Origin of the sequence: Collinsella sp. HCP3S3_D1, assembly GCF_052064015.1 — a bacterium.
In the GTDB taxonomy this organism is placed as follows: Bacteria; Actinomycetota; Coriobacteriia; order Coriobacteriales; family Coriobacteriaceae; genus Collinsella.
The window spans coordinates 82,839-106,619 of record NZ_JBQHWK010000009.1 but is presented as its reverse complement, the minus strand read 5'-3'; the positions used below and the strand labels follow the sequence as shown (position 1 = coordinate 106,619).

The following is a 23,781-nucleotide window of genomic DNA, read 5'->3' as shown; positions in this document are numbered from 1 at the left end:
CACTTGCTTTTTTGCATTTTTTTGGGCTGGGTTTGGGCTTGTGTGCAAATTTTTTGGGTCGGGGGTTTTTTGGACAACCCTTTTTGGGGGGGTTTGAAAAAAAAGCCCCGTCCCAAATTAGCTGCCCCGGCCTCGTCGGTGGGGGAGGGTCTGCTCCGCTATAATCGCCTAGGACATTAAATGGAAACGGGACGGGAGCCATACATGCGCCAGGGTTTCGACAACGCGAAGTATATCGAGCTGCAGGCTGCTCACATTAAGGAGCGCATCTCGCAGTTTGGCGGCAAGCTGTATTTGGAGTTTGGCGGCAAGCTGTTCGATGACTATCATGCGAGCCGCGTGCTGCCGGGTTTTGAACCGGACAGCAAGTTCCGCATGCTCAAGAGCATTGCCGACGACGTCGAGGTCATCATCGCAATCAATGCGAACCATATCGAGAAGAACAAAGCCCGTGGCGACTTGGGCATTACCTATGACGAGGACGTCCTGCGTCTGGTCGATCTGTTCCGCGGGAACGGATTTGCCGTTGCCGCCGTGGTTATCACGCAGTATGCCGGTCAGCCCGCTGCCGACGTCTTCCGCAATCGTCTAAACGCGCTCGGCATTCCCGCCAAGCTGCACTATCCCATCGAGGGCTATCCGCACGATGTCGACCTGATTGTTTCTGATGAAGGCTACGGCAAGAACGAGTTTGTCGAGACCACGCGTCCGCTCGTTGTCGTGACGGCGCCCGGCCCTGGCTCGGGTAAGCTCGCCACCTGCCTGTCGCAGCTGTATCACGAGCACAAGCATGGCACCGCTGCCGGCTATGCCAAGTTTGAGACCTTCCCGGTCTGGAATCTCCCCCTCACGCATCCGGTGAACATTGCCTATGAGGCTGCCACGGCAGACCTCGATGACGCCAACATCATCGACTCGTTCCACCTTGAGGCATATAACAAGACCACGGTCAACTACAACCGAGACGTTGAGGCGTTCCCGGTTGTTCGCGCCCTGATGGAAAAGATCTTGGGCGAGAGCCCCTATCAGAGCCCCACGGACATGGGCGTCAATATGGTCGGTTTTGCCATTACCGATGACGATGCATGCCGAGATGCCTCCAAGATGGAGATCGTGCGCCGCTATTTTGCCGCGGTTGAAAGCGTGCGCCGTACTGGCGTGGGCGATGAGCAGGTCGACCGTCTCAAACTCATTATGAAAAAAGCCGGCATCGACAAGAACTATTCGCCGGCACGCTCGGCTGCTCTCACCAGGGAGCAACTGACGGGCGGTCCCGTGGGTGCCATGGTGATGCCGGACGGTTCGGTAGTGACCGGAAAGACCTCAACGCGTCTGGGTGCCGCGAGCTCGCTCATCATGAACGCGCTTAAGCATGTTTCGGGCGTCGATCTTGAGCTCGAGGTCATCAGCGATGAGGCGATTGAGCCTATCAGCAAGCTCAAGACGCATTTCCTTGGCAGCAAAAACCCGCGTCTCCACACCGACGAGACGCTCATGGCGCTCTCTATCACCTCGGCCACGAGCGAGACGGCTACTCGTGTTCTTTCGGGTCTTGAGCAGCTGCGCGGCTGCGACGCCTTCTTTAGCGTGATTATCTCGCCTACGGACGAGACGGTGCTGCGCAAGCTGGGCATTAACGTGTGCTGTGAGCCCAAGTTTGAGCGCCGCGGTTTCTTCCATCGCTAAGATTGAGATGAGACGCCGCATCGGAGTGCGCACCCGATGCGGCGCTTAGGGGGTTTTAGGGCTTAATTTGCCGAAATTTAGGCCGTTTACCTGCCCAAAAGCGATTTGCGCGGTATACAATTACCTCAGTGGATACATCCTTTGCGGGGCTACCCATGATGGATGTTGCCGGCCATCGAGGGATGCGCCGGTCATGCGCGGTGCTTTTGATGCTCGTGCTCGGTTTGAGGAGGCTGCCATGGCGGGCAAGGGTCGTGCGAGTGTCAACGATATGAAGCGTGTCGAGGTGCTGGTGCTGATGGAGATCGCTCGGCAATCTAAGGGAAACGGTGTGCCGTACGGTTTCTCGCGCAAGACACTCTCCGAGTGCGTAGGGGTTTCGCCGTATCGTGCCCGCGCTGCAATCGACCGTTTGGATTCTGAAGGCCTTATCGAGGTCGTTTCTCGTTATAACGATGATGGCGGCCAGCTTGCAAATGGCATATGCCTGACCGGGCGAGGCGAGTGGTACCTTAAGGGTGTTCGTGCCGGCATGCTTGTTCAAGATATGTTGAAGGATGAGACTGCCGATCGGTAACAACACGGCAGTTTCGACGAGCCTGCACCGCCCAAAGCTACTTGGGCGGTGTTTTGTTTCGAGATGGAGAAATGCGGGCATGCGGGTGAAAAATAGCGAGCGGCTTGCTTTTCGAGTATTACAATGAAGACCCGTAAGATGTGAATGGAAAACTTCTACGGGAAGCGCAGGTAATTCAATATGACCAAGCATGTGTTTGTAACCGGCGGCGTAGTTTCGTCCTTGGGTAAGGGCATCACCGCGGCCTCGTTGGGCCGTCTGCTCAAGTCACGCGGCTACAAGGTGACGATGCAGAAGGCCGACCCGTATCTGAACGTCGACCCCGGCACCATGAGCCCGTTTCAGCATGGTGAGGTCTTCGTGACCGAGGATGGCTACGAGTCCGACCTGGACCTGGGCCATTATGAGCGCTTTATTGACGAGAATCTGACCCGTGATTCCAACTTTACGACCGGCGCTATCTACAAGAGCCTGATTGCCCGCGAGCGTCGCGGTGACTTTTTAGGCGGCACCGTTCAGGTGATTCCGCACGTCACCAACGCCATTAAGGATAAGTTCCGCCGCATCGAGGAGCAGACCGGTTCCGACGTGGTCATCACCGAGCTGGGCGGCACGATTGGCGATATCGAGTCGCAGCCGTTCGTGGAGGCCATCCGCCAGTACCGTAAAGAGGCCGGTCCCGAGAACGTCTGCTACATCCACGTGTCGCTCGTCCCCTATATCGCCGCCGCGCACGAGGTCAAGACCAAGCCCACGCAGCATTCGGTCAAGGAGCTTCGCAGCTTTGGCATTCAGCCCGACATCATTGTGCTGCGTTCTGATCACCACATCGACGATGCCATCCGTGGCAAGATCGCAAGCTTCTGCGACGTCGATACCGACTGCGTCTTTACCAACGAAGATTGCGCGAGTATTTACGAGGTGCCGCAGCTGCTCGCCGAGCAGGACTTTGACCTGCGCATTTGCGAGCGCCTGGGCTTGGACCCGCGCGAGCGCGACATGAGCGAGTGGAACGGGTTCCTGCGCAAACAGAATCATGCCAACCACCATGCCGACAAGGTCAAGATCGCCGTTGTGGGCAAGTACACCCAGCTCCCCGATGCCTACCTGTCGGTTATCGAGGCCCTGCATCATGCAGGCGTTTTCTATGATCGTCATGTGGACGTGCAGCTGGTCGACGGCGAGAGCCTCGACGAGCAGAACGTCTCCGAGGTGCTGGGCGACGCATCGGGCATTTTGGTGCCCGGCGGCTTTGGCAAGCGTGCCCTGGAGGGCAAGATTCTTGCTGCCGAGTTTGCTCGCGAGCATAAGATTCCGTATCTGGGCATTTGTCTGGGCATGCAGGTCGCCGTGTGCGAGTTTGCCCGCAACGTGGTCGGCCTTGCCGGCGCTAGCTCCTCCGAGTTCGATCCGGACGGTCCGTTTAGCGTAATTGACCTGATGAGCTCGCAGGAGGACGTGACCGAGAAGGGCGGCACCATGCGCCTGGGCGCCTATCCGTGCAAGCTCGCCGCCGATACCCTTGCGCGCGAGGCCTATGGCGAGGAGCTTGTCTATGAGCGCCACCGTCATCGCTTTGAGTTCAACAATGCCTTCCGCGACCAGCTCGAGGACGCGGGTTTGGTTATCTCGGGTCTTTCGCCTGACGAGCGTCTGGTCGAGATGGTCGAGCTGCCGCGTGACGTGCATCCGTGGTATGTGGCCACCCAGGCCCACCCCGAGTTTAAGAGCCGTCCGACCAAGCCGCAGCCTCTGTTCCGCGAGTTCGTGCGCGCCTCGATTGGCCAGCACGAGGGTGTCGATCGCCTGCAGGTGACGCCCATGAACCTCGCGACGGACTAAGGGTGTCAGCTAACGAAAGACATACCGAAGATACTCCCTCGTTGCTCGATACGGTGACGGGGGAGTATCTTGATTACCTTGCGGTCGAGCGAGGCTTGGCGCGCAATACGATCGCGGCATATCGTCGTGACTTGACGACTTACTGTTCCTACCTGGAGCGGGCCGGTGTTGAGTCCTTTGAAGGCGTGAACCGTCAGATAATAGAGGGTTTTGTCGGTGATCGGCGCGACGGGGGCTACTCCGATGCCTCGGTGGAGCGTGCAGTTGCGGCCGTGAAAGGTTTGCATGCCTTTTTGGTTCGCGATGGAATCGTCGCCCAAAACCCGACGGCTGCACTGCGCCTGCCCAAAAAGGCAGAGCGCCTTCCGGAGTGTCTCTCGGTAGGGGATGTCTCGGCGCTCCTCGACCAAGATTTCCCGGAAGGGGAGATGGGTTTGCGGGACCATGCCATTTTGGAAGTGCTCTATGGATGTGGCCTGCGCGTGAGCGAGTTGGTGGGGCTCGATGTAGGCGACGTTCATTTTGACGACGGCTTTGTGCTGGTGCGCGGCAAGGGCTCGAAGGAGCGGCTTGCCCCACTCGTGGGAAGTGCCGCACGGGCTATGGCTCAATATATTGCTGATGGGCGTCGGCGCCTGGCCGCTCATGCCCGCGGGTCAAAGACGCCGGCAGTCTTTTTAAATAAGAACGGTGGTCGCCTGTCGCGTCAGAGTGTTCACGTCATATGCGAGCGATACGGGCGTCAGGTGGGACTGGTGGGGCTTCATCCTCATGCCTTGCGTCACTCCTTTGCGACCCATATGCTTGCGGGCGGTGCCGACCTGCGCGTGCTACAGGAGATTTTGGGACATGCCGACATTTCGACCACACAGGTCTACACGCATGTCGACCGCACGCAGCTGACCGAGGTCTACCTGGCGGCTCATCCGTTGGCGCATCGCTAGCGACTCTTTGACCTGCATATTTACAACTAATGGGGGACGGACCCCAGGTTGTCGTGACGCGGTTTTGTGCGCGTATCGGCAATCTGGGGCCCGCCCCATCTTTTGTCTTGCGCCGATGCGCCGGTGGGTCGCGCGTGACGTTGGTGGGGAAGTTTGGGGGGGCGATGTGAACGGCGCGTAAAGGGACACAAAATTCGCCTCAAGGTCAACTTGAAGGTTGAGGTTGAAAGCCGGGCTGCTACAGATGGCATCCCGGCTTTGCTGTAAACACAACATGTTGTGTTTTCGAACATATGAACGAGGGTGTTTTACAGCACATAAAGGGTGGAGTGGTGGGGTGTTGTGGGGGAAGGTGTGGGGAAAGATGTTGAAAAATGGGGCAGTTCCCCATATTATTAATGACGTCGACAGGCGGGGTGGTTCCCCGCGTACGTGCCATCTGAGTAACCGAGGGGAGGGCGCACATGGGAATGACGGGTGCATACGAGCGCAATCTCGATGCAAAAGGTCGTCTGTCCCTGCCTGCACCCCTTCGCGAGGAGCTTGGAGAGCATGTTCGCGTGTTCAAAGCCCTGGATGTCGATGCTCTGTACGTGTTCTCTGCCGAGGCCTTCGATAAGTGGGTCGAAGGACTCTTCGCGGGTCGTGAGGGCCACGAGGGTTTTAACCCTCGTGACATCAACGACCAGAAACTCATGAGGGCGATCAACAAGCGCACCACCTCGATGGATGTGGACAGCGCCGGTCGTATCGGTCTTTCTGAGTCTCTCCGCAAGCAGGCGAACCTCGACCGCGAGGTCACGGTTGTGGGCAACTACGACCACCTCGAGGTTTGGGACCGTGCTACGGCCGATGAGGACGATGACGATGAGGCTCTGCTGGACCTCTTCTTCTCGTAAGGGCAAGGCATGAGTAACGGATGGAGCGTGGGATCTTGACACAAGAATATCGGCATGAACCTGTCATGCTCGGCGAAGTGCTTGAGTCGCTGCAGCTAAAGAGCGGATCTGTCGTCTGCGATTGCACCCTTGGCGGTGCCGGTCATTCGGTAAAGATGGCCGCGCAGGTGGGGGAGACGGGTCTTTTGCTTGGCGTCGATCAGGACGACATGGCCCTCGAGGCCGCTGGTGCCCGTCTGGACCGCGAGGTCCCCGGCGTCCCGCATCAGCTGCTGAAGGGCAACTTTGGCGACTTGGACGAGCTGCTTTGCTCGGCCGAGGTGCCCGGGGTCGATGGCTTCCTGTTCGATTTGGGCGTTTCGTCACCGCAACTCGATATCCCTGGCAGGGGCTTTTCGTATAACGAAGATGCCCCATTGGACATGCGGATGGATCCGGGTAACAACACCTTAAACGCAGCTGAGGTCATCAACACCTATAACGAACACGACCTCGCCCGGATTCTACGCGTCTATGGTGAAGAGAAGTTCGCCTCGCAGATCGCACGCGAGATCGTGCGTCGACGCGAGTCCGAACCGATTGAAACCACCGGTCAGTTTGTCGAGATCATCAAGGCTGGCATTCCGGCTGCCGCTCGTCGGCATGGCGGACACCCGGCCAAGAAAAGTTTCCAGGCCATTCGCATCGAGGTCAATCATGAACTCGATGTGCTCGAGAGAGGACTTGACGCCGCCACCAGGTGGCTCAACCCGGGCGGACGCATCTGCGTCATCTCGTATCACTCGCTCGAGGACCGTATCGTAAAGAACCACTTTAAGGAGATGAGCCAGGGGTGCACGTGTCCGCCGGAGATTCCGGTGTGCGTGTGCGGCAACGTGCCGATACTCAAGGTCATCACCCGCAAACCCTTGGTTGCCCAACCCGATGAGGTTGCGCGCAACCCTCGGGCGAGATCAGCCAAAATCCGTGTGGCGGAGCGCTTGTAGCGTTACGCGCGCGATATTGGACCTCCCGCTCGCACCATAAACGAAGCTTAAACACACTACCAACGTACTCGGGATGGGAGGCGGCATATCATGGGCTACAACACCTCAAACGCAGCACTCGCCTATGATATGAACGCCATGCCCGCCTACCGCGAGGCACCGCAGGCGCCCGCTGCTCCTCGTGAGCAGCGCACACCGCGCTTTGATGTCTACACGGGCGCGGGCCGTCAGGCAAACCAGGCGGTAAGCCCGGTTTTCATGAGCGTTCTTAAAACGTTTTGCATCATTGCGGCTATCTTCATGACGATTGGCGTCGCCCGCGTGGCGCTTGCAAGCGTTACGGCCCAGGTGCTCAACAGCAACGCCGAGCTTACCAACACGCTCGAGAAGGCGACCGATGAGAGCTCTGACCTTGAGGTCATGCACTCTGTTTATGGTGCCGATACGCGCATTCGCGATCTTGCGGGCGCTTATGGCATGGTGGAGCCCAGCGAGAGCGTTACACTTGATTTTTCGCAGGATGCAGCCGCGGGCGCTAGCTCGGTTGCGGCTGTCCAGTAATAAGACGGTAGCTGAGTATGACAAATGATTATCGCCGCGGTCCAGACGGGAGTCGCGGGCAGGGACGTCCCTCTTCGCAGGGACGTTCTGGTTATCAAGGATCGGGTCGGTCATCTTACAACTTGGGGTCGAATCGTGGCAACGACCCAATGTCGCGCCTTCGCGGCTCGGATGACCCTCAAGTACGCAATAGCAGATCGAATAGACGATCTTCGACCGAATGGCTTACGGGGACGCCATTGCCTCGCCGTAATGTCGTCATGGGTTGTATCGGTTTGGGCCTGGCTGCGGGCGCCATCCGCCTTACCGACTACCAGATCGTAAATGCCGATGAGTTACGCGGGCGCGCCGATGCTCGACGCCTGCTTGCGGAGACGCTTTACGCCAAACGCGGCACGATTTACGACCGAAACGGCAACGTGCTGACGTCGTCGGTCGAGTGCAGCAATGTCGCCGTGAATCCACAGCTGATCGAGGATGTCGATAAAACGGTATCGGCCTTGGTTAAGGCGACTGGAATCGATAAGAAGACTTGCCGCAAGCTGGTTCAGTCCGATGGCACTTGGGTGTATATCAAGCGCCAGGTGGACGAGGACGATGCCGCGGCATTGAAGAAGAAAAATCTGCCCGGCGTGCTCTTTGAGCAGGCGATGAAGCGGGTGTATCCATACGGCAATCTGGCTTCGCAGGTTCTAGGCGTGGTGAACGTTGACAACGTGGGCCTAACGGGCCTTGAAAAGCAATATGACAAATTGCTGACCGGAACAAACGGCACGCTGGTACGAGAGCGTGCGAGGGACGATAGCTATATTGCGGGTGGCGCCTATAAAAAGGTTGCCGCCATCGATGGCGTTGACATCGTGACGACGCTGGATGTCAATATCCAGCGTGCAGCAGAGGACGCTCTGGCGGAGGCGGTCGAGAAGACCAAAGCCAAGAACGGTTCGGCTTTGGTGACAGACCCTACTACCGGCGAGATTCTGGCCGCCTGTTCGTATCCGACCTACGACCCGACCAATCTGGAAAACGCCAAGACCGAGGATATGAACTTGCGCTTGGTCACCGATGCGTATGAACCCGGTTCGGTCTTTAAGACGCTCGTTGCAGGTGCGGGTTTCGATTTGGGCGTCGTGCGCTCGAGTACGTCGTTTGAGGTGCCGGCGAGCATTAAGGTCGGCGACGATACCGTCACCGATGCCGATAAGCGTGACTACGCCATGACCATGGATGTGCGCGAGATGATGCGCCGCTCATCCAATGTTGGCTTTGTATTGGTCGGGCATAAGATCGGCGCGGACGATTTTGCCGCGTACGTGGACAAATGGGGCGTTGGACACAGTTCGGGCATCGATTTTCCCGGCGAGAGCCTTGGCATTGTCAAGGAGCGTGACCAGTATGACGGCGCCACGTTGGGCTCGATGAGTTTTGGCCAAGCGCTGTCTGTCTCGCCGATCGAGATTGCGCGCGCCGTGGGTGGCATTGCCAACGACGGCGTGATGATGACGCCGCACTTTTATAAATCCAGCAAAGGCGAGGAGAAGGACTGGGGCGAGGGCGAGCAGGCGATTTCTGGGGACGCCGCCGCCCAGGTGATATCGTGCATGCAGACGGTCGTTTCCGAGGGCACGGGTGTCGGGGGCGCCGTCGACGGTTACGACGTGGCGGGTAAGACCGGTACGGCCGAGCGCGCCGATGAAAAAGGCGGCTACCTCAAAGCGAGCTATATGTCGTCCTTTATGGGGTTTGCCCCGGCGCAAGCACCCAAGGTTTTGTGCTATATCACGCTCGACGGAACGCCGAGCGGTTCGGATGCCGCCGCCGTGCCGTTCCAGGTCATTATGGCTAACGCGCTCGATGTGTTGGGTATCCCACGCACCAAGTAGGGGGTTACAATCCTGAAAAGGGCTGTCGATTAATCTGGAGGGTGTTCACATGCCCTGCACCACGCATGCGCGGCGCTGGGATACAATACGCCGATAGCATTATTAGGTTTACAGGGGAGCTGCAATGATAGAGATCGCCGTCAACAACCTCGCGGCCGCAACAGGGGCCCGAACCGTGACGGGAGAAGCCGATCGGGTATGCCGTGGGTGCGTTATCGACTCGCGCCAGGTTGAGGAAGGCGCGATTTTTGTTGCCTTTCCGGGTGAAAAAGTCGACGGCAACGATTTTGCTTCCCGCGCCATCGAATCGGGCGCCGGCGCTGTTGTGATGACGCGCGAGCCCAACGCCGAGCTTGTATCGCTGGCTCAGCGTAAGGGCTGCGCCATCCTACACACCGATGATCCCGAGGAATTTTTGCTGCGCCTGGCACATGCCTATCGCACGCAGCTTGGCTGCCTCGTGGTTGGCATTACCGGCTCTATCGGTAAGACGACGACCAAGGATGTCCTTGCGGCAGTGCTTGCCAAGCGCTATCGCGTTTGGGCCACCAAGGGTAATTTCAACAATCTGATCGGTATGCCGCTCACGGTTTTGGCCGCTCCTGCCGACACCGAGGTGCTGGTTCTCGAGATGGGTATGAACCATTTTCACGAGATCGAGCGCCTTTCTCGGTCCGCCAATCCCAACCTTGCCATCGTGACCAAGATCGGCACCTCTCATATTGGAATCCTGGGAAGTCGCGAGAATATCGCCCGCGCTAAGTCCGAGATTGTTGGGGGCATGTGTGCCGCCGACGACCTTCTCCCGTTGCTGGTTTTGGGCGGCGAAGACGACTTCACCCCGTTCATTCGTGAGACGTTTGCCGAGCCCGCGGGTATCGACGTGATGCTGGCGGGTGTTTCGGATGTTGATGAGGTTTGCGCCCGCGGCATTCACATTGATGACGAGGGCCGCCCGGTCTTTACGCTTGACTTTGGCATGGGTGAGTCCGTTGACACCATGCTCGTCATTCCCGGCGTCCAGTCCGTTCCCAATGCCGTTAAGGCCGCCGCAGTTGCCTATCGTTTGGGTGTGACCCCCGAGCAGATCGATGCTGCCTTTAGGGGTATCGCGATTACCGGTCATCGTCAGGAGATCAAACACGCCAAGAGCGGTGCCCGCATTATCGACGACTCGTATAACGCCAGCGCCGAATCCATGGCTGCTGGCCTTGACCTGCTGTGCTCGCTTTCGTGTTCTGGCTCTCGAATGGCGATTCTGGGCGAGATGGGCGAAATGGGCGACGAGGCCCCCCGCATGCATGAGCTGGTGGGCGCCTATGCCGCGGCTAAGAAGCTCGATATGCTGGCGTGCGTGGGCGGTGAGCTGGCCGCTCGTATGGCCGAAGCCGCGCGCATGATGGGCATGGATGAGGACCGCATCCAGGTGTTCTCCGATTATCAGCAGGTGCTCGACCGTATGGCCGGCGCACTTGAGAAACATGATGTTGTGCTGGTCAAGGGCTCTCGCTTTGTCGAGCTCGACCGCTTTGTGGAAGGTGTGTGCTAGCCCATGTTCGGGAACCCCGCGTATCCTACATACCAGGCCTTTTTGGGACTTGGCATCGCCGCCGCCATTGCGCTGCTGCTCATGCCGTGGTGGATCAAGCTTCTTAAGGTCGAGGGTATCGGCCAGCAGGTCCGCGCCGATGGACCCAAACGCCACCTGATTAAGCAGGGCACGCCCACCATGGGCGGCGTTGTCATTCTCGTAGCCGTTTCGCTGACGTGCCTTTTGATGGGCAAGCTCACCACCGAGCTTGTGCTCGTGCTGCTTGCCACGCTTGCAACCGGCGTTCTGGGCCTTATCGACGATTTGACATCTGTCACGCACGGTCGTTCGCTCGGCCTGACGCCCCACGCCAAGATGATCGGTCTCACCATCATCTGCGTCACGTTTACTGTGCTTGCCGTCAGCTGGTGCGGCGTTGCCCCCGAGATTCGTTTTCCCGGCGGTCTGACGATTGACCTCGGTATCTTCTCGACCACCATTGGTGGCCTTACCTTTCCGTGGCTCTATATCGTCTTTTGCTGGCTGATGATCGCCGGTCTTTCTAATGCCGTGAACCTGACCGATGGCCTGGACGGCCTTGCCGGTGGCACCTCCATGATTGCCATGCTTGCCATGGCTGCCATGGCGTTTTTGCACGGTGACGTAAACCTGTCTATCTTCTGTACCGCATGTGCTGGTGCTTGCCTGGGCTTCCTTTGGTTCAACTGCTATCCGGCGAGCATCTTTATGGGTGATACCGGCTCTCTTGCCTTGGGTGCAGCCTTTGCCTGCACGTCCATTATGACCAACACCGAGGTCGTCTCGCTCATCATCGGCGGCCTGTTTATCGTCGAGACCCTGTCGGTCATGATTCAGGTCGTCTACTTCCACTTTACGCATAAGCGCGTCTTCCTTATGGCGCCCATTCATCATCATTTCGAGAAGAAGGGATGGGCCGAGACTAAGGTCGTCATCCGTTTTTGGATTGTCGCTGCCGCTTTTGGCGCTCTGGGCCTTGCCCTGTTTTTCCAGTTGGGATAGTGGTTTTTCATGCCTCTTGCAGATTCCTTTAGCCTGCTCGTCTTGGGCCAGGGTAAGTCCGGTCTAGATGTCGCTCGCTGGGCGCTTGCGCACCCCGAGCGCGTGAGTACCGTTACCGTGTACGGTGGCGGCACGTCCGAGCCCAATGATGCCACGCGCTCGCTCGAGGCGCGCGGGGTATCGTTTGTCTACGGAACCGAGCAGGTCGAGGGCGCGTTTGATGTATGTGTGACGTGTCCGGGCATCTCGGAGTTCTCGGCATTCTTTAAGGCTGGCCGCGATCACGCTGCCCAGATCATGGGTGAGCCCGAGTTTGCCTACCGCCTGTCTCCCCAAAATTGGATCGCCATTACGGGCACCAATGGCAAGACGACCACCACGTCGCTGACCGACTACCTGCTTAAGGCAGCGGGCGAGGCGAGCGTTGCTGTCGGTAATATCGGTGAGCCTCCGGTGAACGAAATCGACGACCGCGCGCATAACGAGTGGTTTGTAGCTGAGCTTTCGAGCTATCAGATCGCAACGACGACCGAGCTTCACCCCCGTGTGGCGGTGCTGCTCAACATTACCCCCGACCATCTGGGCTGGCACAAGAGCCATAAGAACTATGCGCTCGCCAAGATTAAGCTCTTCGAGAATATGGTCGATGATGACCTTGTGGTTATCGACGTCGAGGATGCCGGTATCCATGAATTCGATGAGTATGTCTACACGCCGGGTCGTCGCATCTGCAAGGTCGCCTTTGACGAACCTGCGGGCGAGGACGCCGCATTTGTGCGCGATGGCAAGATGGTCATTCGCCTGAAGGGCGTCGAGACCCCGCTCATCGCCACGTCCGAGCTCAAAATCTCCGGACATCACAATGTCATCAATGCCCTGTGCGCTGCCACGGCTGCCCTGGCCGTCGGTGCCGATGTCGACGGTGTGTGTCGCGGCCTGGCCTCATTCCAGCCGCTGGAGCACCGCGTTGAGCCCTGTGGCGAGATCGATGGCGTGCGCTACGTCAACGATTCCAAGGCAACGAACACCGATGCGGTCGAAAAGGCCCTGACGGCGTTTCCCGACGACGACGTGATCTTGCTGCTCGGTGGTCACGATAAGGGCACGCCACTCGAGTCCTTCGCCCGCGTTGTCATGGACAACGTGCGATCGGTCGTCTGCTTTGGCGATGCGCGCGAGCGCTTTACCGCCGCTATGGACGAGGCCGATGTCGATGGTGACGTTGATATCGCTCAGGCTGACGACCTGCGCGACGCCGTCGACGTTGCCCGTTCGCTGTCGAGCCGAGGCGACGTGATCCTGCTTTCTCCCGCCTGTTCTTCGTTCGATGAGTTCTCGGGCTACGAGGAGCGCGGCCGCGTGTTTAAGGACTACGTGGCCCAGCTTGCCGCCGCAGCGAAATCGCAAATGGAATAGGGGCCGCCGGTGAGAGAGGAGAGCCCCCGACAAGATATGAGGAGGCCCGACTCGGACCGTGCTTCCTCGCAGCGCAGTACGCCGCGTTCCGGTCGCGGCGGGCAGACGCTCAGCGAACGCTATATTGCCGGCGTCCCCGCCCGCATCATGCGCCCTCGTTTGATATTCATGGCGTGCCTGTTTACTTTAGTGTGCTTTGGGCTGCTGATGGTGTACTCGGCGTCATCGGTCGAGGCATTGCACGAGAACGGCTCGGCGACGTTTTTCCTGGTTCGACAGGCTACCTTTGCCGGAGTTGGCGTGCTTGCCATGGTTGCGATCGTTCGCGTCTTGCCGGACAGCTGGTTTGGGGAAAATGTACTTAGGATCTTCCTTATCGGCATGATTCTCTTGTTGTTTGCGGTATTTCTTGTCGGCAGTGGCAGCCGTGGCGCCACGCGCTGGCTCAACATCGCCGGTATTCAGTTCCAGCCGTCTGAGTTTTTAAAGCCGTTTGCCATCGCGTATTCTGCCATCATACTCGACCGTTTCTTTTCGCCCGGTGGCAACATCAACGAGTTCCTTCGTAAGATGGTCGTCTACTTGGGCATTTCGCTCTTTTTGATCTTTATCCAGCCCGATTATGGCACCGTCTTGATCATCTCGCTGACCCTCATGTGTATGGCGTTATTTGCGGGCCTAGACCCCAAGTTTATCATCGGCGTGATCATTCTCGTCATTGTCATGAGTGTGTTTGCGCTTGTTGCAGAGCCGTACCGCATGGTGCGTGTTCAGGTTGCCCTGAACCCTTGGGCCGACGAGTATGGCGATGGCTATCAGGCAACGCTTGCCATCATGGCGTTTGCTTCGGGCGGCTTGTTCGGCCGCGGCATCGGTAACTCCACCATGAAGTATTCGTATCTGCCCGAGGCACACAACGACTATATTCTGGCCATTATCGGCGAGGAGGTCGGTTTTGTCGGGACCGCGCTGCTCTTCCTGGTCTTTGCGATGCTGATTTACTCAGCGTTTCGCATTGCCGAACAGGCTGCGGACCGTCGCGGAGCGCTCATGGCATCGGGTTCCGCAGTCATTCTCGCGGTACAGTTTTTGATCAATGCGCTGGGCATCCTCAACGTGTTTCCCATGACGGGTAAGCCGCTGCCGTTTATCAGCTACGGCGGTTCGTCGATTATCGTATCGCTTATGCTTGCGGGGCTGATCTTGCGCGTCTCGCACGAGAGCGCCCGTCGTGATGAGTACGACCGTCGCCGCGAGAGCTTTGCCGTTATGGACGAGAGCACCGCCGGCGTGCCCCATGTGCGCGGCGATCGCCCTTCGCGCAACGGTTTTACCGTCTTGGATGGCTCTGCGTCCGAGCCGGCGGCTCGTCCGCGCCCGCGAACGGCTCCGCAGGGGCGTCCCCAACGCCCGAACCCCCGAAGCTCGGGCGGCGGATATAATCGAATCAATTTGAATTCGGACCCGTCGGCGCGTCTGCGCACCGACGATCAGGGACCGCGCGTACGAAGGGATTTTCATGACCGATAAGATGACCGTTGCTATCGCAGCCGGCGGCACGGCGGGACATATCAACCCTGCGCTTGCCTTGGCTGAGGAGTTGCGCGACCGCGGACATCATGTTGTGTTCGTGGGCCAGTCGCACAAGCTCGAGGGTCGTTTGGTTCCCGAGGCCGGGTTCGATTTTGTACCTATCACGGTCACGGGCTTCGACCGCTCCCGTCCTTGGACCGCGCTGAGCTCGCTGTGGCGCGTCAATAAGGCCAAGCGCTCGCTCGCCAGCCATTTCTCAAAGGTTGGCAAGCCCGATGCGGCTATCGGTTTTGGTGCCTACGTCGAGGTCCCGCTGCTGGGCTGGTGCAAGGATGCGGGCGTTCCGTATCTGCTGCACGAGCAGAACTCTGTTCCGGGCCTGGCCAATAAGATGATGAGTTCCCATGCCGCCCGCGTGTGTATCTCGGTGCCGGCTGCGCGCTCTGTCTTTGAGCGCGAGGGCGACCCCGAGCATGTGCTCATGACCGGTAATCCGGTGCGCCGCTCGGTCATTGAGGGCGATCGCGCCCGCGGCCGCGAGGCACTTGGCGTGCCCGAGGATGCGACGCTTCTGCTCGTCTTTGGTGGTTCGCTCGGTGCCCAGCATCTCAACGAGCGCGTAGCCTCGCTCAAGAGCGAGCTGCTGACCCGCGAGAATCTCTACATTTTGCATTCGACGGGAGCCGACGGCTTTGAGGACACCGAGCGTGCTTTGGCGCTGACGTCCGATGAGACGAAGCGCTATCGCGTCCAGCCCTACATTGACAACATGGGCGACATGCTAGCTGCAGCTGACCTGGTGCTCTCGCGCTCCGGCGCCTCGAGCGTGGCCGAGATTGCCGCCCTCGCCGTGCCTTCGGTGCTCGTGCCGTATCCGCATGCCACGGCCGACCACCAGACGACCAATGCGCGTTATCTGGTCGATGCCGGTGCCGGCGTGCTTTGTGCCGATGCCGATATCGATGCTCCGGCGTTTGCCGAGGAGCTGCTGCATCTGGTCGATGACGCCGCAGCGCGCGATGCCATGCGTCAGGCGGCGCGCGGGTTGGCTCAGGACCGCGCCGCCGCACTTTTGGCCGATGCGGTAGAGGGTTTGCGTTAGTTAGACGGGATATCGAGCTTGCGCTCGCGCGGATGCGGTAGGTGCGGTACAGTTAACGGGTTACAGGCAGTGTTTACGCAAGGAGTACACGAGCACATGGCTGATTCCCAGACTGCAACCTCCGCGCCCGAGTTCAAGAGCGCCCACTTTATCGGTATCGGTGGCGCCGGCATGAGCGGTATCGCTCTCGTTTTGCACGAGCGTGGCTATGCCGTTACCGGTTCCGACCTTAAGACCTCGCGCTACATTCGTCAGCTTACCCGTGCTGGCGTGAAGGTTCATGTGGGCCACGAGGCCGCCACGATCGATGAGGTCAAGCCCGACGTGGTCGTGGTCTCTACCGCTATTCCCGAGTCCAACCCCGAGCTTGTGCGTGCTCGCGAGCTCGGTATTCCTGTGTGGCCCCGCGCCAAGATGCTCTCGGCTCTGGGCCACGGCTACACCACCATCGCTGTTGCCGGCACGCACGGCAAGACCACGACGTCCTCGATGTGTGCCACCATGCTCGACCGCATGGGTCTGGATCCCAGCTTTTTGATCGGCGGTATCGTCGAGGGTTACGATACCAACGGAAAGAACGGCTCGGGTGACTACTTTGTCGCCGAGGCCGATGAGTCCGACAGCTCGTTCCTGTTCCTGAACCCCAACGTGGTCATCGTGACCAACGTCGAGGCCGACCATCTCGACCACTACTCGGGCATCGAGGAGATCGAGGCCACCTTTGCCAAGTTTATGGGCCTGGTTGGAGAGAGCGGTACCGTCATCGTTTGCGGTGAGGACCCGCATCTGGTCGAACTCGCCAAGTCGACGGGTCGCCACGTGCTTTCCTATGGCTTTGCCGAAACCAACGACGTCGTCTGCGTGCATCCGGATGTCAAGGGCATTCAGAGCGACTTTACCGTTCGCTTTGAGGATGGGACCGAGCATGCTGTCGAGATCAAGAGCAACCCCGGTCGCCACAACATGCTCAACGCCACGGCAGTGCTAACCGTTGCCCATGTCCTGGGTCTCGACGTCGATGCCGCAGCTGAGGCGCTTTCGAGCTTTGAGGGCGTCCGCCGCCGCTTTACCCATGTGGGCGATATTGATGGCATCAGCGTGGTCGATGACTACGGCCATCACCCCACCGAGATCAAGGCGACGCTCGCCGCCGCCTCGTCGCTAGGCTACAAGCATGTTGACGTCGTGTTCCAGCCGCACCGCTATTCGCGTTTGCAGGCGCTGTGCGATGACTTTGCCGATGCCTTCGCCAATGCCGATAAGCTGCTGCTCATCGATGTGTTCTCTGCCGGCGAGATGCCGATTCCGGGCGTAACCTCCAAGATGCTCGCTGATACTGTGCGCGCCAAGCACCCTGGCAAGGAGGTCGTGTACTGCTCCAGCCGTCTCGAGCTCAATCGTGAGCTCGAGAAGATGGTAGGTGAGGGCGATCTGCTGCTTACTATGGGCGCCGGCGACGTTACGACCGTTGGCCCTGAGTTCATCGAGTATCTGACTGCCAAGAAAGACGCTTAGCCCCTATGGGTCTGTTTAACGCCGTCATGGCGCTTTCGGGCATGATCGACACGGATGTAGTCGAGGATGAACGCCTTGCGCGTCATACGAGTTATCGTATCGGCGGCAAGGCCGACCTCTTCGTGACGTGCCATAGCTATCATGCCCTTCGTCGTGCCGTGGCGGTGCTCGACCGTGAGCAGGTGCCGTGGGTCATTATCGGCAAGGGATCTAATCTGCTCGTTGCCGATGCGGGCTATCGCGGCGCCGTCATTTCGCTGGGGCGTGAGTTTCAGCGCACCGTTGTTGCCGAGGACGGTTGCACGCTGACCGTTGGCGCGGGCGTTATGTTCGCACGTTTGGTCAACGATGCCCTGTCGCGCGGGCTTTCGGGCCTTGAGTTTGCGGTTGGCATCCCCGGCTCGGTCGGCGGCGCCGTATCTATGAACGCCGGTACGCGTACCGAGTGGATAGGTTCGCTTGTCGAGGATGTGGTCACGTTTGACCCGGCATCCGGCATTAAGCATTATGCGGGGTCCGAGATTGCCTGGGGCTACCGTGAGTGCAGCCTGCCGCGTAACGAGATTATTCTCGAGTGTGTGCTTAAGCTCAAGCCTGCGCCTAAGGCCGTCATTCGCGAGCGTATGGAGCGGTACCTGACGAGGCGCAAACGCACGCAGCCCATGGGTCGCGCTTCTTGCGGGTCGGTCTTTCGCAATCCACCCGACGCGAGCGTTGGCAAGCTGATTGAGGATTGTGGATTAAAGGGTTTTTCGGTTGGCGGTGCGGAAGTTTCGCCCGTACACGCTAATTTTATCGTTAATAACGGTACCGCCTCGGCCGATGACGTGGCCGCGGTTATCAGGCATGTGCACGGAAAGGTGAGGGAGGCGTATGGCATCGAGCTCAGACCGGAAGTCAAATTCCTCGGCTTCTAGAGCATCGAAACCTACCTTCCGCCGCGCCGGAGGGCGTTCCGGCGCACCCGTCCAGCCTCAACGCAAGCCCCCTGTGTCCTCCAAGCCCGCTGGATCCGTACGGTCCGCCAAACGTCCGGTCGTCGGCTCGCAACTTGGTGGACGCACTGCCGCAAAAAAGACGGTTCACCCGGCTCCGCGCCCCTCGGTGACGTCTAAGTCGGCGATGGGTGCCAAGCCCTCTCGCCCCATAGTGACGCCCAAGCCCTCGCTGGGGGCTAAAGCGACGCATCCCGGCCGTACGTTGGGCGCTGCCAAGCCGCGCTCGTTGACGTCGGTGCCCGCCACTAAGGCACCTGCGACCAATAAGGGTATCAATCCGCTGTCGTCGCTTGGCGCCATGGCGAGTAAGACGTCCGAGGCCGCCTCTGCCGTTAAGGGCAAGGGCAAAATCGTGGGCGGTATCTTGGCGGCTGTGGCCGTGCTTGCCGTCGTTGCCATCGTCGTTATCAATTCCGGCCTGTTTGCCGCTACCGATATTCAGATCGAGGGCAGCGAGCATGTGACCAAGCACGATGCCATGCAGCTGATCAGTCTGCCCGAGAACACATCGCTCTTCAACGTAAATCCCGACCAGATTACCGAAGATCTCAAGCAGAACCCGTGGGTCTCGGGCGTGGACGTTCAACGGCAGTTTCCCCACACGCTCGTCATTACGCCGACGGAGCGCAAGGTCACCGCGATCGCTTATATAAGTTCCGACGATCTTGCCTGGGCCATCGGCGACGATGACACCTGGATCGCACCGCTTTCGACCTCTGTGGAGGTGGACGACCAGGGAAATGTCGTCACTTCGGGTGAGGGCGCCAACACGTTGAGCGGCATCGATGCTGCGTTGGCGCTGGCCAAGCACTACGGGGCCGTGCTGCTTACCGATGTCTCGGCTGATGTCGAGCCGGTCTCGGGGCGGGCTGTTTCTTCCAAGGCCGTTAAAGCGGGCCTGGATTACGTGCGTGGTTTTTCCGGCGAATTCTTGGCGCAGATCAAGGATATTTCTATACCTTCGGTCGAGGCCATCTCGGCGAATCTTGATAATGGCGTTGAGGTCTCGCTGGGCGATTCTGATGATATCGCCAAGAAGGAACGCGTCGTGACCAAGCTTCTGTCGCAGGTAGAGGGCGTAACCTACATTAACGTTCGGTCTCCCGGCAACTATACGTTTAGAAACGCACCGACCGCTTAGCGTCGGTGCGTGGCTTTGTTGAGGGGCCATACCACGCCGTTTATCTGGTTTGTTTGGTTTTCACGGTCAATTATTTGACTGATACGTTCATAATGTGCAAACATAATACGGTTTACCTTTGCATTTACTTTCAACCTGAAGGTTAATGTGCGCAGGGGTCAACCCATGCTATGGCTATAACCTTTGTTCGGAGGACCGACATGCACGAGACAGAGATCAACAACTACCTTGCCGTCATTAAGGTGGTCGGCGTCGGCGGCGGCGGTACCAACGCGGTCAATCGAATGATCGAAGAGGGCATTCGTGGCGTCGAGTTTGTTGCCATCAACACCGATGCTCAGGCGCTCGCGATCTCTGATGCCGATATCAAGGTCCACATCGGCACCGACCTTACCCGCGGCCTGGGCGCTGGCGCCAACCCCGAGGTTGGTCGCAAGGCTGCCGATGAGTCCCGCGATGACATCGCCGAGGCGCTCGCTGGCGCCGACATGGTGTTCATCACCTGCGGTGAGGGCGGTGGCACCGGCACCGGCGCCGCTCCCATCGTTGCCGATATCGCGATGAACGAGGTCGGTGCGCTGACCGTCGCCGTCGTGACCAAGCCCTTCACCTTCGAGGGCCGCAAGCGTAAGAAGAGCGCCGAAGAGGGCATTAAGACCCTTTCCGATTGCGTCGACACCATGATCGTTATCCCTAACGACAAGCTGCTCGACATCGCCGAGAAGAAGACCACCATGCTCGAGGCCTTCGCGATTGCCGATGGCGTCCTTTCCCAGGGTACCCAGGGCATCACCGACCTCATCACCGTCCCGGGCATCATCAACCTGGACTTCGCTGATGTTAAGACCATCATGAAGCAGGCCGGCACCGCCATGATGGGTATCGGTACTTCTTCTGGGGACACCCGTGCCGTCGACGCCGCCCAGCAGGCTATTTCCAGCCCGCTGCTCGAGAGCTCTATCGATGGTGCTACGCGCGTCCTGCTCTCCATCGCCGGCTCCAAGGATCTGGGCATCCAAGAGATCAGCGACGCTGCCGACGTTGTCGCCAACGCCGTCGATCCCGAGGCCAACATCATCTTTGGTACCGTTGTCGACGAGTCCCTGGGCGATCAGGTGCGCATCACCGTTATCGCTACGGGCTTCTCCGACTCTAATGTCAACCGTCAGGACGAGCTCTTCGCTGCCCAGCAGTCCCAGAGCAAGGCTTCCGTTGTCGAGCCTCAGCGTACCGCTCCCGCTGCAAGCTCGGCTCAGTCTGCCCCGACCCGCAATGTCGGCGGTACGGAGCTTCCCAATTTTGGTAACGACCAGTTTGAGCTTCCCGACTTCCTTAAGCGTGGTAGCTTCTAGTTCGTTTTTCTCAACGACCTGCACGGGGTGTGTCCATTTGGATGCACCCCGTTTTGTTTCTCGTTTGTAAACGAAAGTCTCCAATCTCTTTACGTTCCCCTTACGTTTGGTTCCTACCGCTGCGGGTATCCTTTTGTAGAAGTATGGCAGCCGTATGGCACGGACTGCTGCGGCTTGGCCGCGATACTCGTGTTATTAGGAGGCTTTAGTATGGCAGCACGTGCGGACAACGTTTCGCGTGTCGACCATGATGGAGTTACGTTGGTAGAGGGCGCGACGCACGATGTCCGCTTTGCCTTCACCGAACGCACTGGCGGTGTTTCCGAAGATGCGTACTCCTCACTCAATCTGGGCTCGCATGTTGGCGATGACCCCTTTGCCGTTCAAGAAAATCGTCGCCGCGTACTCGAGGCCATGGGTATTGTCGAGTGCGAGCACAACCTGCTTGTCCCCAATCAGGTACACGGTGACAATGTCGTGACGGTGACCTCGAACGGCGCCGATGATCTCGAGAACATTCGCGAGCAGATTGCCGAGGGCTGCGATGCCCTCGTCTGCACGGCGCATGAGGTGCCCGTGATGCTTTGCTTTGCCGATTGTGTTCCCGTTGTGCTGGTGGCTCCCGGCGGCTTTGCCGTGGTGCATTCTGGCTGGAAGGGCACGATTGCGCGCATTTCCGCCAAGGCGTGCCAAGCGCTCTGCGAGGCGGCTGGCTGCAAGCCAGACGACATCTCTGCCTATATTGGGCCCCATATCCTGGGTGACGAGTACGAGGTGTCCCAAGAACTTATGGTCCGCTTTGCCTCCGAGTTCGCGTGCATCGATGCTGCCGCTTCTCGTATGCTCGATCTTTCCGCCGCCATTCGCGAGGCGCTGATGGACGCCGGCGTCGAAGCGAACGGCATTGTGGACACCAAGCTCTCCACCGTTCGTCAGAACGACCGCTTTTATTCCTACCGCAACGAGGGCGGCACCTGTGGGCGCCATGCTGCGATCGGCGTGATGCTATGAGAAAGATCGCATCGGTCCTAAGCGCGGCAGTGCTCACGCTTACGCTGTGTGCCTGCTCCTCGGGATCTTCCACGTCTTCTATCACCGTGGCCGGCTCGACCACCTGCCTTCCCATTGCCGAGATTGCGGCCGAGGGCTTTAAGGAGGAGACCGGCACCGACGTGCTCGTCTCTGGCCTTGGCTCTTCTGCCGGTATCGAGGCCGTCAGCAACGGCACGGCTGACATCGCCAGCTCGTCTCGTGGCCTCAATGCCGACGAGCAGGATCTGGGCCTGACCCCGATTGTAATCGCGCACGACGGCATCGCAGTCATCGTGAACGACGGTAATCCGGTCGACAACCTCTCGACCGAGCAGCTTCGCGACATATACGCCGGTAAGATTACCAACTGGAAGGAAGTCGGCGGAGAGGACCTGAAGATTCAGGTTATTAACCGCGATGAGGCGTCCGGTACGCGCGAGGCCTTCCGTACCATCGTGATGGACGGCACGCCGTTCGATCGTCGCTCTGCCGTTCTTTCGGGCACGGGCCAGGTACGCGATGTCGTATCCCGTTCGCGTGGTGCCATTGGCTACATCTCGCTGGGTTTTGTCGAGAGCCTCAACGCTAAGACTTCGGTTAAGGCTGTTTCGGTCAACCATGTCGAGGCATCCGAGAAGACGGTCGCAAGTGGCGGCTATCCCATCTCGCGCGACCTTTACTTCTTTGTGAAGGGTACGCCTTCGCAGCGTGCACAGGACTACATTGACTATGTGACGTCGGAGAAGATGGACAAGCAGATTCGCGAGGCGGGCTTTATTCCCGTCACCAACGACGGAAAGGGGAGTGAGTAGCATGGAAGCACAGGAAACCCCCCAGATTGAGCGAGAGGCTCAGGCGCCCAAAAAGCGTGAGTTGGCGTTGGTGTCGCGCAGCACCTATCTCAAAGAGAAGGCGCTGCAGTGGATCTTCTTTGCTTGCGCGTTCTTGGCGGTCGTTACCGTCATCCTGATTTTTGTCTTTACCACGTACTCGGCGTTGCCCGTCTTTACCGACATCGGTCTGGCGGACTTCTTTAGCTTTACGTGGGCGCCCTCCGAGGGCCACTACGGCATCATGTCGCTGCTGGCGGGCTCTGGTCTGGTGACGGTCGGTGCGCTCGCCATGGGTGTGCCCCTGGGTGTGGGCACGGCCGTGTATCTGGTCGAGATCGCCGGCAAGCGCGTGCGCAGTCTCATCAGCCCCGCCGTCGACCTGCTGGCGGGTATCCCCTCCATCATCTACGGTTTCTTTGGCATGGTTATCATCCGTCCGTTTATCGCGCAGCTGACCGGCGGTCTTGGCTTTGGTGCGCTGACAGCGTGGCTCGTGCTCGCCATCATGATCGTTCCCACCATCACCACGCTCACCATCGATGCCCTCAATTCCATTCCCATGGGCATTCGCGAGGCATCCTATGCCATGGGTGCCACCAAGTGGCAGACCATCTACAAGGTCGTGCTGCCTGCAGCCAAGTTGGGCATCGTCGATGCGATTGTCTTGGGCATGGGTCGTGCCATCGGTGAGACCATGGCCGTGCTCATGGTCGTTGGCAACGCTCCGGTCATCCCGGACAGCATCTCGAGCCCCATCTCGACGCTCACGAGCCAGATCGCGCTCGACATGAGCTATTCCTCGGGCCTGCACCGCTCGGCTCTGTTTGGCATGGGCGTGGTCCTGTTTATCATTTCCGCCGCATTGGTGGGCATCGTCCGTCTGATTTCCAAGAAGAAGAGGGGGTAGGC

20 protein-coding genes are annotated in these 23,781 nt (G+C 59.0%); all 20 read left to right on the top strand.

Features of this window, described 5'->3' with window-relative positions:
- The first annotated feature begins 204 nt into the window (after positions 1 to 204).
- Positions 205 to 1,686, top strand: coding sequence for a DUF1846 domain-containing protein (locus ACTNDJ_RS04755; RefSeq protein WP_154515227.1), 1,482 nt, complete (start codon positions 205 to 207; stop codon positions 1,684 to 1,686).
- 193 nt (positions 1,687 to 1,879) lie between these two features.
- Positions 1,880 to 2,263, top strand: a complete 384-nt coding sequence (locus ACTNDJ_RS04750; RefSeq protein ID WP_441083418.1) for a hypothetical protein — start codon at positions 1,880 to 1,882, stop codon at positions 2,261 to 2,263.
- Between the two features lie 180 nt (positions 2,264 to 2,443).
- Entirely contained in the window at positions 2,444 to 4,105 is a 1,662-nt protein-coding gene (locus ACTNDJ_RS04745; RefSeq protein WP_441083417.1) for a CTP synthase, read from the top strand.
- 2 nt (positions 4,106 to 4,107) lie between these two features.
- The gene (locus tag ACTNDJ_RS04740; protein WP_441083416.1) at positions 4,108 to 5,049 is read left to right on the top strand and encodes a site-specific tyrosine recombinase; all 942 of its coding nucleotides are present in this window, start codon (positions 4,108 to 4,110) and stop codon (positions 5,047 to 5,049) included.
- Between the two features lie 464 nt (positions 5,050 to 5,513).
- Complete coding sequence (locus ACTNDJ_RS04735) at positions 5,514 to 5,948, top strand: division/cell wall cluster transcriptional repressor MraZ (RefSeq protein ID WP_035137949.1); 435 nt, start codon at positions 5,514 to 5,516, stop codon at positions 5,946 to 5,948.
- A gap of 20 nt (positions 5,949 to 5,968) precedes the next feature.
- Positions 5,969 to 6,934: a 16S rRNA (cytosine(1402)-N(4))-methyltransferase RsmH gene (rsmH, locus tag ACTNDJ_RS04730; RefSeq protein ID WP_154515233.1), complete on the top strand. Its 966-nt coding sequence runs from the start codon at positions 5,969 to 5,971 to the stop codon at positions 6,932 to 6,934.
- Positions 6,935 to 7,024: 90 nt separating this feature from the next.
- Positions 7,025 to 7,495: a hypothetical protein gene (locus ACTNDJ_RS04725; RefSeq protein ID WP_427747787.1), complete on the top strand. Its 471-nt coding sequence runs from the start codon at positions 7,025 to 7,027 to the stop codon at positions 7,493 to 7,495.
- 239 nt (positions 7,496 to 7,734) lie between these two features.
- Positions 7,735 to 9,378 (top strand): peptidoglycan D,D-transpeptidase FtsI family protein, encoded by a 1,644-nt coding sequence (locus tag ACTNDJ_RS04720; protein WP_441063196.1) that lies wholly within the window; start codon positions 7,735 to 7,737, stop codon positions 9,376 to 9,378.
- 124 nt (positions 9,379 to 9,502) lie between these two features.
- Positions 9,503 to 10,927 carry a UDP-N-acetylmuramoyl-tripeptide--D-alanyl-D-alanine ligase gene (locus ACTNDJ_RS04715; protein WP_441063195.1) on the top strand — a complete coding sequence of 475 codons (1,425 nt, stop codon included), beginning with the start codon at positions 9,503 to 9,505 and terminating at the stop codon, positions 10,925 to 10,927.
- 3 nt (positions 10,928 to 10,930) lie between these two features.
- A complete protein-coding gene (gene mraY / locus ACTNDJ_RS04710; protein WP_154515238.1) occupies positions 10,931 to 11,950 on the top strand; it encodes a phospho-N-acetylmuramoyl-pentapeptide-transferase in 1,020 nt (339 codons plus the stop codon).
- A gap of 9 nt (positions 11,951 to 11,959) precedes the next feature.
- The gene (gene murD, locus ACTNDJ_RS04705) at positions 11,960 to 13,366 is read left to right on the top strand and encodes a UDP-N-acetylmuramoyl-L-alanine--D-glutamate ligase (RefSeq protein ID WP_441053968.1); all 1,407 of its coding nucleotides are present in this window, start codon (positions 11,960 to 11,962) and stop codon (positions 13,364 to 13,366) included.
- Between the two features lie 9 nt (positions 13,367 to 13,375).
- Complete coding sequence (ftsW, locus tag ACTNDJ_RS04700; RefSeq protein ID WP_441063194.1) at positions 13,376 to 14,896, top strand: putative lipid II flippase FtsW; 1,521 nt, start codon at positions 13,376 to 13,378, stop codon at positions 14,894 to 14,896.
- On the top strand, positions 14,886 to 16,001 hold the full coding sequence (gene murG / locus ACTNDJ_RS04695; RefSeq protein WP_427719191.1) for an undecaprenyldiphospho-muramoylpentapeptide beta-N-acetylglucosaminyltransferase: 1,116 nt from the start codon (positions 14,886 to 14,888) through the stop codon (positions 15,999 to 16,001). Before ftsW ends, murG begins: the two co-directional genes overlap by 11 nt.
- Before the next feature lie 96 nt (positions 16,002 to 16,097).
- Complete coding sequence (gene murC / locus ACTNDJ_RS04690; RefSeq protein WP_441063192.1) at positions 16,098 to 17,516, top strand: UDP-N-acetylmuramate--L-alanine ligase; 1,419 nt, start codon at positions 16,098 to 16,100, stop codon at positions 17,514 to 17,516.
- Between the two features lie 5 nt (positions 17,517 to 17,521).
- Positions 17,522 to 18,433: a UDP-N-acetylmuramate dehydrogenase gene (gene murB, locus ACTNDJ_RS04685; RefSeq protein ID WP_441083415.1), complete on the top strand. Its 912-nt coding sequence runs from the start codon at positions 17,522 to 17,524 to the stop codon at positions 18,431 to 18,433.
- A 205-nt stretch (positions 18,434 to 18,638) separates the two neighbouring features.
- Positions 18,639 to 19,655 carry a cell division protein FtsQ/DivIB gene (locus tag ACTNDJ_RS04680; protein ID WP_427719196.1) on the top strand — a complete coding sequence of 339 codons (1,017 nt, stop codon included), beginning with the start codon at positions 18,639 to 18,641 and terminating at the stop codon, positions 19,653 to 19,655.
- Positions 19,656 to 19,855: 200 nt separating this feature from the next.
- Positions 19,856 to 21,007, top strand: coding sequence for a cell division protein FtsZ (gene ftsZ, locus ACTNDJ_RS04675; protein ID WP_427719199.1), 1,152 nt, complete (start codon positions 19,856 to 19,858; stop codon positions 21,005 to 21,007).
- Between the two features lie 210 nt (positions 21,008 to 21,217).
- Complete coding sequence (locus ACTNDJ_RS04670; RefSeq protein ID WP_441063191.1) at positions 21,218 to 22,018, top strand: polyphenol oxidase family protein; 801 nt, start codon at positions 21,218 to 21,220, stop codon at positions 22,016 to 22,018.
- Entirely contained in the window at positions 22,015 to 22,851 is an 837-nt protein-coding gene (locus tag ACTNDJ_RS04665; protein ID WP_427795805.1) for a phosphate ABC transporter substrate-binding protein, read from the top strand. The genes ACTNDJ_RS04670 and ACTNDJ_RS04665 overlap by 4 nt, the downstream gene beginning before the upstream one ends.
- A gap of 1 nt (position 22,852) precedes the next feature.
- Positions 22,853 to 23,779, top strand: coding sequence for a phosphate ABC transporter permease subunit PstC (gene pstC / locus ACTNDJ_RS04660; protein ID WP_441033191.1), 927 nt, complete (start codon positions 22,853 to 22,855; stop codon positions 23,777 to 23,779).
- Positions 23,780 to 23,781 lie beyond the last annotated feature (2 nt).